Source organism: Vreelandella neptunia (genome assembly GCF_000712975.1).
In the GTDB taxonomy this organism is placed as follows: Bacteria; Pseudomonadota; Gammaproteobacteria; order Pseudomonadales; family Halomonadaceae; genus Vreelandella; species Vreelandella qaidamensis.
In genome coordinates this window covers 101,854-117,875 of sequence record NZ_JHQL01000004.1, presented here as the reverse complement: position 1 = coordinate 117,875, position 16,022 = coordinate 101,854, and the positions used below count along the sequence as shown (strand labels likewise).

9 protein-coding genes are annotated in these 16,022 nt (G+C 52.9%); 2 read left to right on the top strand and 7 right to left on the bottom strand.

What is annotated here, in order from left to right; genetic code table 11:
• Nucleotides 1–49: 49 nt before the first annotated feature.
• The 6 genes from CR46_RS0112635 to CR46_RS0112610 all read right to left on the bottom strand — a co-directional run bounded on the left by CR46_RS0112635 (nucleotide 50) and on the right by CR46_RS0112610 (nucleotide 13,536).
• Nucleotides 50–6,529: a hypothetical protein gene (locus CR46_RS0112635; protein ID WP_030073433.1), complete on the bottom strand. Its 6,480-nt coding sequence runs from the start codon at nucleotides 6,527–6,529 to the stop codon at nucleotides 50–52.
• Between the two features lie 262 nt (nucleotides 6,530–6,791).
• Nucleotides 6,792–7,340, bottom strand: coding sequence for a hypothetical protein (locus tag CR46_RS0112630; protein ID WP_030073431.1), 549 nt, complete (start codon nucleotides 7,338–7,340; stop codon nucleotides 6,792–6,794).
• A gap of 44 nt (nucleotides 7,341–7,384) precedes the next feature.
• Nucleotides 7,385–8,647: an OmpA family protein gene (locus CR46_RS17980; RefSeq protein ID WP_232222398.1), complete on the bottom strand. Its 1,263-nt coding sequence runs from the start codon at nucleotides 8,645–8,647 to the stop codon at nucleotides 7,385–7,387.
• A 95-nt stretch (nucleotides 8,648–8,742) separates the two neighbouring features.
• Entirely contained in the window at nucleotides 8,743–9,516 is a 774-nt protein-coding gene (locus CR46_RS0112620) for a hypothetical protein (RefSeq protein ID WP_030073428.1), read from the bottom strand.
• A 36-nt stretch (nucleotides 9,517–9,552) separates the two neighbouring features.
• On the bottom strand, nucleotides 9,553–9,990 hold the full coding sequence (locus tag CR46_RS0112615; RefSeq protein WP_030073426.1) for a hypothetical protein: 438 nt from the start codon (nucleotides 9,988–9,990) through the stop codon (nucleotides 9,553–9,555).
• Nucleotides 9,991–10,413: 423 nt separating this feature from the next.
• The gene (locus CR46_RS0112610; protein WP_030073424.1) at nucleotides 10,414–13,536 is read right to left on the bottom strand and encodes a PAS domain-containing hybrid sensor histidine kinase/response regulator; all 3,123 of its coding nucleotides are present in this window, start codon (nucleotides 13,534–13,536) and stop codon (nucleotides 10,414–10,416) included.
• Between the two features lie 230 nt (nucleotides 13,537–13,766).
• Between CR46_RS0112610 and CR46_RS0112605 the strand changes: the two genes are divergently transcribed.
• Nucleotides 13,767–14,150, top strand: a complete 384-nt coding sequence (locus tag CR46_RS0112605; RefSeq protein ID WP_030073422.1) for a response regulator — start codon at nucleotides 13,767–13,769, stop codon at nucleotides 14,148–14,150.
• A gap of 137 nt (nucleotides 14,151–14,287) precedes the next feature.
• On the opposite strand, the gene CR46_RS0112600 is transcribed toward CR46_RS0112605, so the two are convergent.
• Entirely contained in the window at nucleotides 14,288–15,256 is a 969-nt protein-coding gene (locus CR46_RS0112600; RefSeq protein WP_030073419.1) for a zinc-binding metallopeptidase family protein, read from the bottom strand.
• 331 nt (nucleotides 15,257–15,587) lie between these two features.
• Between CR46_RS0112600 and CR46_RS18195 the strand changes: the two genes are divergently transcribed.
• A complete protein-coding gene (locus CR46_RS18195; protein WP_084180477.1) occupies nucleotides 15,588–16,001 on the top strand; it encodes a HigA family addiction module antitoxin in 414 nt (137 codons plus the stop codon).
• The last annotated feature ends 21 nt before the right edge of the window (nucleotides 16,002–16,022 follow it).

The window sequence follows — 16,022 nt, the reverse complement described above, 5'->3', positions numbered from 1 at the left end:
ATAGTTAAGAAACCGGGCGAGCATGCCCGCCCGGTTAGTTACTCCGCGTTTAGAAGCGGCTAGTGCTCGCCAAACGGCTGCTAACAACGTTACCCGTTGCGCTGGCCGTGATGGCATTGCCGCCAATGCTGGTCGTAGACCCCTGGGTGCCCACACCACCGGTGTTGACGCCAATGTTCACACTATTCGCCGAGGCCAACACCGCGCCGCTGTTCACCTGAGAACTGGTCAGCGCCATACCGGCATTGCCGGACGGTAGCGTTGAGGCGGTCATCAGGTTAGTGGCCGAGTTACCCGTGGCGGTGGCAGCAAAGCGGTTGCCAGACACTGAGAGGCTAGAGCCATCCACAGTGGGGAAGCCTGGTGAAAAACCGCCAGTAAAGTTGGCTAACGCACTGCCATTAACCGTTGCAGTGACCCCAGCGGTGTTGCTCTGGGCATTCAGCACCGCAAAGCTTGCTGTGGCCAGCGCGTCGGTGTTGGTAGCACCCGACGCCGTAGCACCAGCAGCACTTGGGCTCTGATAGCCCGCACCGGCGGTAACGTTCAGCACGTTGGTCGCTTGGTTACCCACCCCAGTGGCCACTACACGGTTATTGTCAACCCGTACAGAAGAGCCATTCAGTGTGGTGATTGCCGTGCCGGTGGTATCTAGAGAAGTTCCTAGCGCTCCCAAGGCGTTTGCTGACGTAGCAACCGCATTTTCCTGGAAGTTAACCACCCCGCCAGTCGCAGACAAATTGCCGTCAGCGTTCAGGTTAAGCGTGCTGTTGGCCAGGTTAGCCACCGACTGCGCCTGGGCCACGTTGCCCATAATGCCGATATTGCTGGCATTAACGCCGTTAGCAAAGGCACCCGCAGCGGCTTCTTGATTGATCGCTTCGAGAGAGGCCGTGCTGGAGACAGTGCTATCCGTGGCGTTGGCTAGCTGGATATTAGACACCAGATTATCCGCCGTGCCGTAGGCAGAAATCCCAGCATTTAGCGTTGCTTGGGTAGGCGAGGCAGGAGCAGCCGAGGACCCTAGGTTGGTGAAGTCAATGGAGGCCATATTGCTGGCTTCATTCAACACCGCCATAGCGACACTGGCGTTATTGGTGATCTCCGTGGTGGAATCCGTTAGCTGCGCTGGTGCGCTTAGCGTCAGGTCACTGTTGGCCGCGACTGCGTTAGTAGTGCCAGATTGTTCCTGCCAGGAAGCCAGGCTGGAAGTGACGCCCTGGCCGGTAGCATCGCCGTTATTGGTACCGCTGAGCATTAGCGTATTGGCGATATTGTTGCTTACCGCCATGGCCTGCTGAATGTTGCCGCTCAGGGTAATCGAGCTGCTATCCACCACCAAGTCATTGGTCGTTTCAGCGGAGACACCAATCTCGGTGACTGCACCGGCAGTCACGCTGTCGGTATTGCGCTGGCCGCTGAACAACGCATAGGTGGCTGAGGTACCAACAGCAATATCATCGCTCGCGATTGCTGGGCCAGCGGTATTAGCCGTGGTTTGCGGGCCCACCTGAGCGTCCATCACGTTGCTGCCGGTGTTGCCACGTGCGGTTGCCAACATGCGGTTATCCAGCACTGCCAGGGCAGAGTCGACGATGATGGCATCAGTCGTGCCAGTAGCACTGCCTGAAGCCGCGATGTCGATATACAACGGCGTGGTTGACGTGCCAGCGTTTGCTGTTACCGCTCCTTCATTGATCTGACCGCTGCTTAGCGCCAGGCTGGCATTGCCACCAGCTGCTGCCCGCTCTTCCATCAGGTTGCTAACCACATTGGCAGAGGCTGTTGCATCAAATACGTTAGCGTTAAGCGTCACAGTCGAATCGTTGACCACCGAGACTTCGTTGCTGGCAAATTCAGCTAGCACGCCACCCTCAGCGTCGGCATCAATAGCGCCTGTATTACCTTGGTAGCTAGATAGGCCAAAGGGTGCCGTTCTTACCTGTGGGCTGGTTAACGATAGATTAGCGTTCGCTGCCGATAGCGTGAGTGCGCCATAGCCTGCTGAAGCGTCCAGCGCTAACTCGTTGCTAGCCCGGTTGCCCTCAGCCGCTGCCAGTACACGGTTGCTGTTCAGCTCAACCGTTGAGGCTTGCAGCGCGCTCACATCGCCCGTAGTGTCCTGCGCATTCATCTGCAGGCTGATGTTACCCGTCGCGGTTGTGTCTACCGCAGTGGCGCTTGTCTGGGCATTGGCCAGTGCGCCGGTGGCACCCAGAGTGTTCGCCGAGAGGCTTAGCAGGTTATTGGCTTGGTTAGCACGGCCGGTCGCCTGGGCGGTGTTGCCGCTCATGGTGACGCTGCTATCCACAATGCCGATATCGCCCGCGCCGTTCAGTTCCTGGTTGAATAACCGCAGAGTGGCGTCAGTGCTCAGCGTGCCAGTACCCGCCGCTTGCTGGCTAAGCAGCGCTTGATCGGCAGATGCGCTCGCAACACTTAGGTTGGCTGTGCCAGCGAGTGTCACGCCTGCAGATACCTGTCCTCCTAAGCTCCCTGCTAGCGTATTAACGTCAACCGTGCTGGCATTATCCACCCGGTTTACGGTGCCTGTGGCGACCGTTTCGTTGTTGGAAATGCTCAGGCTAGAGCCGTCACGCAGGCTGGCGGGGGCGTAAGCTTCCATCCAGCTGCTAGCGTTAACGTTTTCGCCGTTCTCTGCCTGCTGGAACGAGGCTAGTGCGCTGGTAACGCCACCGCCCGCTGCTATGCTGGTATCACCAGCATTGGTGCCGCTGATATCGATACGGTTAATGGCGTTGTTGCCAATCGCATCGGCCTGCTGGCGGTTATCGTCCACGGCCAGTGAGGAATCGCTGGTCACGGCCTCGGCAGAATTACCTGGATCGGCAACGGTAATGCCCAGGGTCATAGCGGCGTCAGCTTCGGTGGTGCCCGTATTGCGCAGTTGCTGGTAGTTGCCCAGCGCAAAGTCGGCATCTGCGGACACTGATGAATCGATGGATGCTGAGGCTTCAGTCTCACCACGCGCTGGTTCCAGGGTAACCGCGCTGGCAGTTAGGCGGTTAACAGCATCGTTGGCGCGGGTGGTCGCCATATCCATGTTCTCGGAAACCGAGACGGTGGAGTCAGTGATACTACCGCTATTACCACCAATCTGAGTCAGAATGGCGTTGGAGGCGGGGTCGCCGTCGGAGGGTGGAATGCCGTCGACTTGGTTATTTAAGCTAACAGGGTCGCCATTAAAAAGGGCAGTGTAGTCTGTGAGTGAAATAGTTCCGAGGGTACTTGCTGATATAGATAATTGCTCACTCGTAGAATTGTAGTCCCAGCCATCTGCCGTTAAAGCAGCGATCTGATCAGTAGAAAAGCTGGAACTATCGGCAACTAAAACTCCACCAGTAAGGGTAACTTCCGCACCTGCGCCAGTTTGAGTCAAATTAGCAGGTACTAAAGCCGAAACCGAAACACTAAACGGCTGATCCAATGTTCCCAGAGTTGGCTCAGTCCCCGCTACCCCCGTCGATGCACTTGTGGTGCTGCTGACTACCTGGAAGTTGGCAATGCCACCGGTGGCCCCTAGGGTGGTGACGTCCTCAAATACCAGGTCGTTGACCGCTTGGTTGTTAACCGCCGTGGCGGAGAACTGGTTGCCGTCTTGCATCACGTTGCTGCTGACCACATCGCCGCCAATGGCAATGCGGCTGCCCATATTGGCAGAAGCGGCGCCATCATCCAGGCCAGCGCTAACGCTATTGGCACCGGACTGGGCGTTCTGCACCGAGAAGGCCGCATCGGCTATGTTGTCGCCATCGCCAATGCTCAGGCTGATACCTGAAAGTACGGCTTCGGGGATGGTCGGTGCCACTACTATGTCACCACCGGTCACCGCTAAGCGGTTGCCAGCGGCGCTATTGCCAAAGGCCTGGGCCTGGGTGGTGTTATCAGAAACAGACACCGTGGAATCGGTGACATCGTAAGCGACCACTGCTTCAAAGCCCGCGCCGCCGGTGTTGATGGTGGAAGAGACCGAGGTATCGGCACCTAACGACTGTACGTTGGTGACATTAGCGACCGGCGCATAGGTGCTGTCGGCAAATGTAGCGAGGGTGACGTTGCCTAAGTCCAGGTCCATATCGTTAGTGGACTGGTTACCAAAGGCCAGCGCGCTGAGAGCGTTGTTTTCGACCTCAACCCTGCTCGCCAATACGTCTCCTACATTCGGATCGACGCTGCTATCACCGACCTCAATTCGATAAGGCGCGGTAGTGCCGGTAATTTCGGCGGAGATCGTATCCGCGGTGGCGCTTTGGTTGCTCAGCAGGCCAAAGTTGGCGGTGACCGTAGGCACGTCGGCGGCATCGAAGAACTGACCGTCATCTGCACCAGTATTTACTGTTACCTCTGAGGCGTAAGTCGTCGTCAGGGGGCCATCGTTCGCTAGCGTGACGCCGCTGCCTGCATTTACGTTAAACGTATTGTTGGCGGTGGTGCCATAGGCCAGGGCGCGGGTGCCCACATCGCGAATTTCTAGGTTGGAACCTGTGATGCCTTCTGCGGCAGTGCCACGATCAGTATCGGCCAAAATTTCAACCGTGGGGCCTGTTACCGAAGCCAACACAGTGTTGTTGGTGGCGGTTTCACCCAGCACTTGCAGGTTGTTTAGGCCTGCGCTGCCGCTAATCGCATTGCCTGAAAGGTTCAGGCTATTGCTGGCACTTAAGCTTGCCGCCACGGCATCAATATCTGCCCCTAAACCGCCTAGAATCGCCAGCGTGCTGCCGTCAACGCCGTTGGCATCACCCGCTAGGTCACCGGCATCAATACGCAGTGCGGTGTTGGTGTTAGTGGCCGTTGTGGCGCTGTTAAAGTTGGCCTGTACGTTGGTAATGCTGGCACCGGCGGTGCTGTCAGCAATGCCGTTGTCGCGGTCGCCGCCGGTTAATACCGCCATGCTGTTACCAAGGTTGCCACCCTCTTGCAGCAGGGTGAGGTCAGCCGCCCCCAGGTCTAGGCTATTGCCTATCTGGTTAGCAATGGCGTTCGCCGTGACGCGGTTGGCATCAAGGGTAACGCTACCCGCAGTGATCGCGCTGCCTACGGCGGGATCGGTAGTGGTATCATTACCCACCTGGGCTTCAATGGTGCTGCCGGTTACCGTCGCGGTGGTGTCACTGGCATTGTTGACCTGCGCACTGGCTAATGCTGCTGTGCCTTCAAACGCAGCGCGGGTGGTGCCGCCAGCATCAATCGCGTTGCTGCCGGTGTTGCCACGAGCGGTTGAGGTAATCGCGTTGCCTTCCAGCGCGATACTGCCGCTGTCTAGGTTCTGGCTTAAGGCGCGAATGGTGTTGCTTGCTGTCTCGCTGGTCAGGCCATCCCCACCGTCGTTGGCCTGGAAGTTAAACAGCGCCAGATCCGCGTCAATTCCGCCCGCTGCGTTGCCACCGGACAAGTTAACGTTTGCATTGGGTGTCGAGGTGCTGATGCCATCAAAGGTGAGGCTATCGGCCAGGGTGAACTGGTTACCGGCATTGCCGTTGACACCCTGGGTCGTGTTACCCGTGGCCGAGGCGGAGATGGTGTTAGCAGAAACGCTCAGCGCCCCCGTTAGGGTGTTGCTTGCACTGCCAGTGGTCGCACCCACCGTGGCTATAATGTCATTGCCATTGGTTTGTGCATCTGTAGTAGTGCTGACGCCTTGATTCGCCTGAACATTGCTCAGTGCTGTGCTGCCGGTAAAGGTGGGGTTAGTACCCGCCTCGACAGCAATCAGCGAGCTGGCAGTGTTGCCAACAAACTGGCTGTTGATACCGTTACTATCCAGTGCTAATGAACCACTAACATCAGCGGTGCCCGCTGTTGGCGTCACTGTCAGGAAAATATCGTTGCCATCGGCTGTGGCAGATGACCCTGAGGCGCCATCCGTGTTGAGCTGCACACTGCCGGTGGCGATAGCGGCATCGGACGCAAGTTGTTCAGTTGTTGAGCCTGAAGCAAACGTAATGTTGCTACCTGATGCCGTGGGTGCATAACCGCTGGGCACTTGGCCGGTCACATCGGTGCTGCCACGGTTTAGTGTGGTCTGAGCGGTAATCAGGTTATCGACGTTTTCCAGCGAGCCGGTGGTGAAGTTCTCCTGTACCACTTCAAGCGTGTTACCCGTTGATGTTGAGCCAATGACGCCTGTATTCAACGAACGGGTAATCACCGCGATGCCTTCTGCAGCGGTGTTAGCGCCGGTTGCTAGCGCATCGTTGATTAGCTCAAGGTCTACACCTGCAGTGAAGTTATTACCGGTGGCAACGGCGGAAATCAGGTTGCCGGCCACGCTAGCGGTGGAGGGCGCAGTGCCAGATCCTGTGCTGACTTCATCTGCTGCCGTGGTGTTTCCCGTTGCGTTGGCGGTAACAGCACCGGTGTTTGTGACAGGGTTTGCGACCCCTTGGAAGCCGTTAGCCGAAGGCACAAACAAGCTATCGACCGTTATTTCTGCTGCCTTGGCGGTTGCCAGGCTGCCCATCAGCGCTGCTAGGCTTGCTGCTGTGGCGAGTTTTATATATTTCATTCTTGCGTTCCTGTTTGGGTTAAGTGCCCGGTGGGGGCGCTTTTTTTGCTTCTTTTACCGCTTGCTTTTGTTTCTTATTAGTCGTCGAGCCGCGTTGTGACAGGCCGCACCTTAGGCTGGAAAATGCAGAGCAGCGTTTACGTTTACGCCTGCGCCTACAACGCGCCAAAGTGGTAACAGATTGATTGGGCACCTCCTTCTATTGCTGAGCGCCACGGTTGGCGCGTTGTTGAAAAACCGGCTAATCGCTAAGGGCATGGCGTTAGCGTTCCCACCAAGGGAGGGGGTTAAGCAGCCATTGGCGATCAGCAGGGGAGAACTGGTTGGGTGGCCTAGGTGCCCACGGTATAGATGCCCCAGGTGCGCGATATAACAGCGGTCTTGCGCCAAACCCGTGGTGCCAGGCTAGAGGGGTGGTGAACAGCCCCCGTTGGATGGCCCGCTGGCGCGGTGTCCTGGTAGGCGTCTCTACAAGCGCAGTGGCGGGTGGTACTGAGTCATTCTGCGGTGTAAACACGCTATTGAGAGGGACGCGCGTTGCATAACTTGTTAGCGCTTGGGTGGTAAGCGTGTGGGCAATGGATGCTTGTACCCACGCTTTACGCTGTGCGCTTAGCGTAGGTGCCAAGACAACGCCCGCCATGCGTTGTGTTTGTGCCTGTGTCACGTGGGCCTGAGCCACCGAGGCCACTAATAAAAAGCCAATTAAACTCATTAGCAGCACACAGGCAGTTAACCAGCGCGCTAATAAAAGTGCTTTCCAGTGATCTAGGCATGTGTGGCAGTACGCGCACTCAACGTTTCGCCCCATAGGTGTAGCACTCCCAATGAGACCTTCCATGGTCGAAAGGAAACTTATTCCGCCAAAATGTGAATGATGGCTCTACGATTAGCGGCTTCAGAGACACCGTCACCCCTATCAATGGCGGGTGCTGATTGCCCATACCAGGCCAGGGAGATACGCGCTCTAGGAACACCGTAGGTAGCCAGCGCGTCTACCACGGTTTCAGCACGGGTGCGGGATAAGTAGAGGTTGTAAACGTCATCACCAGCGGAGTCGGTGTGGCCTTCTACTAGCAGGTCTGCTCCTGCTCCTGCTAGAGCCTCCTGGGCAGCGTCGGCGACCACTTGATTGCCTTCAGGCGTCAGTTCAGCGCTGTTCGCATCAAAGCGAACTTCGTGATGCCGTTGGATGGCAGCGGTTTCAGGGGGCGGCAACGGTGGGCTGACAGCTGGTTCGGCAGCTCTGTTGAAATCAAGACATTCACGATAGGAAACTCCAGTAGCGGTGCTTAGTAGCTCCATCACGCCCATTTCTAGCGTTGTTCTAACACCTAGCTGAAGCGGCTCCTGATTCTTGTTGCCCGCGTTGATGTCTACCAAGTTGTCACTGAAAAAACGGAACACTTCGAAGCCAACTTCGTAGCCGATGATCTGTTTTTGCAACGACGTGGTGTCGACAACAGCCAACGTTTTGGTATCAACAATGCGTAGGTCAGCGGCAACATTGACCGTGTAAGTTCTGACCCTTGGTCCGATGCCGTTGACACGCACCTCGGCACCGCCAGAACTAATGTTGTAGTTAAGCTCGGTAATACCACCAACGATGTAATAGTCGGTTTCCATAATGGAGCCGCCGTAGTAGGGGCGCCACGGCACCTGCTGTTGGGTACCGGCGTCGTTAACCACATGTATCTGGCCGTCGCCCAAGCGGCGCTGATCCATATAGCCCAACTCCATTTCGGCCACTTGCGTGTCAAATCGCTCAAAAAGTTGCACGGCTCCTCGTAACTTACCCAACGCTGAAATGACCATCAGAGAGCCACCTTGGGTGATCGGGTTTCCACCGTCTAATTCGCTAAATTTGCCCGTGTAATCTTTAATATTGCCAACGGCAAGTTTGAGCGGCGCTGAGGTGGTTGATTGGGCGTCACGCAGTCTTTGGGCATAGCACTGAAGCGCATCATCAATGGGCGTGCGGTTGTCGGTGACGGGTGGGCCATTAAGTACGGCAGATTCCATCGGATGCTTCTGGGTCGCTGAAACACTCACGCAGCCAGACAGGAACAAGGCGCATGCCAAGGCAGAACTGATTCGTAACTTAGTGGCAACCTTCATCACGTAGCTCACTCCTTGATGCTTTTTAATAAATGGCTTTTGAGCGGTAGCGTTAAAGCGATTAACTTTTTTTATTGAGGAACGTGAAATATTCATCATGGAGACGCACTGGTTGAGGCGGGACGCACAAATGAGCAGCCAGTGCTTCCCGTGATAGAAGCCTGTAAGTGACTATCTCGGTTTGTTTGACTTGAGTTAAGGGCTTGACTGGTTCTGCCACCTGAAGCGTCGACGCTTCCGACACGGCTACTAATATTGGAGTCACTAACGGAAGATGTTTGCTGACTGTTTAAATTGTCTTGACGGATACTGGCTTGTTGGTTTGCTTGGGTTGGGTTATCTACTGTGGAGTTGCTTATTTTTGAGTCACTGAGTTTTGAGTTGCTTGGCGTTGAACTATCAAGACCGTATTGATTGCTGCTATCGCGACTGGAACCGCTAACATCGGAATAGCTTTCATTGCCGACAGCTGATGAGCCAATATCACCTTGACTGCCGGTAGTCGGTGAAGATGAGGCGCCATCAGCAAACTGTGTGCCATCATTACCAGTAGTAATTGCTTGTTGAAAACAGTTTATTTGATCACCGTTAATGTCTGTAATATTACTAGTGTTGTAAGTGTTGTTTACTTGAAAGCTGTCATAATATCCGCCTTGCTTTCGCTCAATAAGATCGGCTGTACTTGTTTTAGCGATGCGGTCATTGGCTGTGTTGAACTGCCAGGGGGTGTTTTCTCCGAAACCATTAGCTTGTACAGGAGAAATGAAAAGTGAACATATAGCCAGGCCAGCTATTTTTAATTGAAGCATATTGAGTTGAAGCGTATTAGTGCAAGCAAGATGCCGCTTTAAATTTATTAGCCTCACCATGGCTGACTCCAAAAGTTTTTAGTGTGAACAGTGAAATTATAAATTTTCATCGTGTGAAAATGCTGCGCTAACCCTGTGGTGAAGGCGGGCACAGTGCGCAGTAATTTCGTGTATGCTCATGTTCTTAAAATTATTTTCATTAAAACGATGAACGACTGCTTCTGCTTCATTCACGATATGTGGCATGTCACATTGTGTTGCTAAGAAAATAATTCGCTGTAGATGTTGCAGTAGGTTTTCCTGTTCCCCATTCTCTATAGCGCTCATCATCATATGTGACCTGGCTATTAGCAGTGCGAGCGTTGGAATCGAGCCAGCGTTGCCAACATAGGTGTGGTCATAGGTACGATAATAAGTGCGATAATCAACGCTAGCGCCCCTGCCATAATCTAGAGCTGGCTGTTGTTTAAGTGGGCACGCTCGGCGTTCTTCATTAATGCCTGTTTTTTGTTTGGTCGACATTGCAAGCATCATTTTTTTAATCCTTAGGATAAAACTTTTTAACTGTATCCATCATAGCCATTGTGAAAGGATATTTTTCCGACAAAAACCTGCATTTCGCGCTAATAATGAAAACCTTTTTAGTGTTTTTTTGCTTTCTGTCACAATTCAACGAGTGGAACTAATCTAGGGGGGAAGTTAGCCCCTGCTAGTCCACGCACGTTGATAGTTGCTATTAGCGGTTAGAAAACGAATGGGTTGCCAAGTGATAATGAGCAGGGTTAAACGCTTTAGAATTGAGAGATAATTATCAAAGAAGCTTCTTGTGCCGCTCTAGAAAAAAGTTAAGAGCGTAGAAGATGTGCTTAGGGGAGGGGAGGGGAGGGGAGTAATAAGCAGCGCCCTTATCTCTGCCTTAACGCTATCACGTAGTAGAGGGGGCTGCGTTCTGTTGCTTCATGTTTTTTTAAGGGCTGACGCAAGCAAGCGCTGAGTATTTCTTAATACTAACGATAGTTGGTCGATATCGGTTTGCCGAATATGCTGGTGCTGTTTCAAACACGTTTCAACGTGACAAGCACAGTCTGCTAGCTCTACCGCTCCTACCGAGGCTGCCGACCCCTTGAGTGTATGAATATCGCGCTGTATTTCCTCATAGGCAGTGATTTCCAATCCTGCTGCTTGTAACAATCTTGTTGGTAGGTGGGCATAGCGCTCACTAAGCTGGTCAAAAAACAGCCCAAGCACTTGGCGATACAGCGATAAATCTGCTGCTGCTGAATCAAGCCCAACCTGAACATCAACACCGTTTGTTTCAAGCATGGTTAGCCAGGTGTTTTTAGGCGTCGCTTCTGGTGTATGGGCGTGACACGCGTTTGGGTTGGTGGAACCGAGCGAAGTCACAGGGCTAGCTGGTCGCTCACCCGTTAGCCAACGAACCACAGCAGCGGCTAATTGCTGGGAGTTGATGGGTTTAGCCAAGTGCTCATTCATTCCGGCTGATAGCGCATTTTGGCGTTCTTCGTCCAGTACCGCGGCAGAGAGAGCGATGATAGGAAGAGTATTATTCTTGCGGCGAATGCGTCGAGCTGCTTCAAAGCCGTCCATCTCAGGCATTTGCAAATCCATCAAAATCAGTTCTACATCGCGCTTTTGCAACTGTTCTAGGGCTTCGCATCCATTATTAACAACGATGACCTCTAGCCCTAAATCTTCTAACAAGCGTCTCGTTAGTGCTTGATTAACCGGATTATCTTCAGCCAATAGCACGCGTTTACCAACCAAGTTGTGCGTGTTTAAGGGGGGAGACTGTCTCGCTTGGGCTTCTGGCTGTGAGGCGATGGGAAGCGTTAGCTTGATACTAAAACAACTGCCAACTCCCTTTTCGGAGCTGACCCCTAGAGTACCGCCCATCTGCTTAATCAACCGACGGCAGATGACAAGACCTAAACCTGTGCCGCCAAAGCGTCGTGAGATCGAACTGTCGGCCTGAGTGAAGGCATCAAACAAACGGCTTTTTTGCGCCGCAGTGATGCCAATGCCGGTATCTTTTACATCAATAGTAAGCTGACATTTATTGTCTTGAGTGCGAACAGCCCGAAAGCAAAGTTCAACGCTACCGTGCTGGGTGAACTTAATGGCATTGCCAACCAGGTTAGTTAACACCTGACCAAGGCGCATGGCATCCCCCAGCAGTACCGTAGAGAAATCGCCTTCACGCCACATGTGAAAAGTTAGGCCTTTATCCTGTGCTGATAAGGTGAATAAAGCGCTTTGTTGGGTAATAAGCTGCTCAATAGAGAACGGTAAAGATTCAAGCTCAAGTTTGCCAGCTTCAATTTTAGAGTAATCCAAGACGTCATTAACAATACTGAGCAGTAAGTGTGATGCCGTTGATATATTTTCTAGCCACTCCTGCTGCTCTTTTGTCAGCGGGCTTTGGGTCAAAAGTTCGCTAAAGCCAATAATGGCGTTGAGCGGCGTGCGAATCTCATGGCTCATGTTAGCTAGAAATTGGCTCTTGGCATGGCTGGCACTTTGGGCACGCTGCTGGGCCAGCTTTAACGCGGTAATGTCTCGCCCAACGGCCTGAATTTCCAACATATTGCCATCGTTGTCGAGAATGGCACTGCCTTCCCAGGAGAGCCATCTCCACCCTTGCCGGGTCATGGCTCGGTGCTCTACGTGTGTTCTATGGGGAGCATTTTTTAAGCGCTTAATAGCAGCGATTGTATCGCCCATATCATCATCGTGAACCAACAGTACAAAGCTTTTTCCAATCAGCTCATTTTTTGTTTTGCCAAACAAATCGCAATATACGTCGTTAACAAAAGTAAATTGATTAAGACTGTCGACACGCACTATTAAGTCTAGTTGCGACTCCACCAGGCTCCGGTAGAGCTGCTCTTGTCGCTTCAGCTGTTGTTCTTTATCTTTGCGCTCAGTGATATCTGTAGCGATACCTACGACCTGACGCTCTTTAACCGGCGCTTCACACATCAAAGGCACCTTAATAACCTGGTACCAATGCTTATTGCCCAAGGTGTCGTACATCAGCTCCTCGGCAACCACTTTGTGTTTGCCACTGCGCATAACTTCTCGGTCATCTAGTTGAAATTTTGCCGCTAAGGCTTTGTCTATAGGCATTTGCCAATCAGTACGACCCAGCATCTCTTCTGGGGTGGTTCCAAATAACGTGGCTACGTTGCTATTGGCCAGTGTATGACGACCTTGCCAATCTTTAGCAAAGATAGGGCTTGGCAGGCTGTCAATAATCAACTGTAGATAGGCTTTTTCTTTAGCGATTTGCTGCTCAAGCGCAATTCGTGAAGTGACGTCATTGGCGGTTGCATAAATTTGGTCTTCTCTAGATGTTGCGCACCACTCAATATATCGAAAGTCACCATTTTTATGGCGGTAGCGGTTAACAAAGTCAGACACGACACGGCCTTCTTGCAGGTCTGCGATGGCCGCACGGGTGATTTCAAGATCTTCGGGATGTACTAACGTCAGAAAAAAAGTGCCTACTAATTCATCTTCGGCAAAACCAAGTAGGCGTTTCCATGCTTGGTTAACCGTTAGAAATTGACCCCCTAACGTGGTTATGCAGATTAGGCTTGGCGATACATCAAAGAAGCTCTGTAGTTCACGCGTTTTGTTGGCGGCTAAATGGCGGTCCTGAGTTTGATGTGTAATGTCTTCGTTAATCCCAATCAAACACTGTGGAATATTTTCTTCATTATGCAGGCTGCGGGTGACAGCCCGCAGATGGCGAACGTCGTTACCGCTGTTTAGTATGCGAAATTCCATGGTCATTGGCGCATGGTTGGCCAATAAGCGCTGAAACGCATCAGTAACAGAGTCGCGGTCTGCTGGGTGTACGTAGGCTAACCATTCATCGAATCGTGGCGTTGGGCTGTTAGGTGATAAACCGTACAGCGCATACATTTGATCATTCCAGGCGGTGTTTCCGCTTTCTAGATCCAACTCCCAGACGCCTAGGCCAGCGGCTTCTAGCGCGATTCTGTCACGCTGCGCCTCAAGAGTAGAAGGAGAGTTACTGGGCCACAACAGTTCCATAGGTGCATTCCATAAGTGCTTATCACAAGTGCCTACATGGTGCACAAATAGTGATGGACGATGCGCCCTATAGAAGCCTAATGCAGTAGCACTGTAAACAACTGTGACATTTGTTCACATCCTTGGGCCTCCCTTAGCATCCAACTATTGTTAATCTAGGTTAACTTTTTGGGCTAACGTTCTGAATTAGCGTGCTGAATTAACGTTTTAATGACTGAGGGGAGTGTGTAATGACATCAACCAGCGCGACGGTTTTGGTGGTCGATGACGATGCAACGATACGTTTACTGCTAGGCGCCGGGCTTGCAAACTTGGGTTTCTGTGTCCTTGAAGCTGACAATGGGCATACTGCGTTAGAGCTTTTTCGTACCCGTCGGCCAGATCTCGTGCTTATTGATGTCTCCATGCCTGGGTTGAATGGTTTCCAGCTAGTCCGTGCCATGCATTCAATGTTGGGAGGGGCTTTCTTACCCCTAGTAATGTTGACCGGTAGCGACGATCTAGAAACGCGGCGTAAAGCACTAGAAGCCGGTGCCACGGATGTGATTACTAAACCGTTCCAGCTACGCTCTTTAGCCAATTTTTTGCATGGTTTACTGAAAGAAGCGGTGTGAAAAAGCTGAACGACGCCCATCATAAAGAGCAGCCTGTGATACTGCAGGCTGCTCTTTATTAACGGTATCGTGTATCGATCTTCTGAGATAAACGCTGATTAAGCTAACAGGTTATCAGGTAATTCTAGTTAAGCGAATTAAAGCCCCTGAGCACCGCGCCGTAGCCAATCGTGGACAAACGCTAGCTTGCGCATCGCCGCGTCGGAAAGCACAAACGGATACAGATCCGAAAGCCCCATCGAGCGGTTTACATGGTTAACACCGGCAACTAAGGATGCCGCAATGTGAATCAAGCGCTCAGCATCGGGTTCGGCATACGCATCCCAGCCATAGGTGTTGGGCAACGCCGGAGAGGTCATGCCCGCCGACACAAAGCTATCGGTGATATCGGTTAAGTGCAGCAGGTGAGAGGTGGTTTCCGCCCAATCTTCGTGAGGGTGGGAGGACGCATAGGTAGATAGAAACCGCTGCCGCCAATCCGCAGGCGGGCCATTGTGGTAATAGTGCTGCAACGCGGCGGGATAATCCTCCCGCTCATCGCCAAACATTTCACGAAACGCATCAAGAAAGTCATCCCGCAAACTTAGCCGCCACCACAGCATATGTGCGATTTCATGGCGCATATGGCCAATCATCGTGCGGTATGGCTCATCCAACGCCTCTTTGCGCGTTGTCCGCAGCACCGCATCAGCTTCCGCCACGCTGATGGTTACCACGCCGCCCACATGCCCCATGGGCACCGGCGTTCCGCCTTCCGCCAACATATGAAACACCGGTGGCGCACCAGGGTCTTCCGGGCGAAACCAGTTCCAGCGGCCCAGGTTATCAATTACCCAGCGCTTTGCGGCTTCGGTTTGCGCCCAGTTAGGCATGGCATCTGAAATAGAAGGGTCGGGGGCAAGGGCGGTCATCGCGCAGGCACGACAGAATTCACCCTGCTTAGGGGCAATCCAGTTGCAGCCAATCACTTCTCGGTTAGCGCAGAAGGGCGGCATCGGTAGAAAGGCGCGCGCCTGCGGGTCGTAAGCCACAGGAACGCCGTCGGCGGTCACCAAATTATCAAACCACAGTGAACCGGCACCGACCGGATTAGAAAACACACGCATAGGTCGGTAACTCAAAAGAAATGAGCTTTCAGTCTAGGAGGCAAGGCGCGGATAAGCGAATAGCGATTGCAGCACCATGCCAATATGAACACGTAGCCACCGCTACTAGGTCAATAAAGTGCTGGTGTGCACACTGCCCGCTATCGTGCTCGCCCAACTGCCCGTGTAAAGCCGCCGCGTTAGGGCTGGTGTGGAAGTATTCATCGAATGCTCACTGGCTGGCTAAGCGTGTGAGCTGCTCAGTCAGCTCAGCGGTGAGCTAGCAAGTTTTAGAAAAACGCATCAATCTTAACCGGCTTGAATAGCATGGGCTCCGTGCTATTGCGTATTAATGATCGTAAATTTCAAAGACAAAGCGGTAGAAGACTTATTCAATGGAGAGCACACCAAGGCGGCTCGTAAGCTTTGCCCGTCGTCTCTATGGAAGATCGCATCACGGAAACTCGACTTGCTGGACTCAGTGCAGAGGCAGAGGCTTGAGGAACTAAAGGTGCCGCCAGGCAACCGACTCGAAGCGCTATCAGGCGACAGGCTCGGACAGCACAGCATCCGCTTCAATGAGCTAGTGAATAAAAAGCGCGGTGTAACACCCAGTACGGCGTTGAGACTGGCGCGTTTCTTTGGCGTTTCAGCCGATTTTTGGATGAATTTACAAATGCGCTGGGATCTTTACAAAGCAGAGCAGCTAGAACACGACGACTTATCCAGTATTCAAGAGGTAACGCATTGGCAAAAAATGGCCTAGCGCTTTCACTCAGGTAACAAT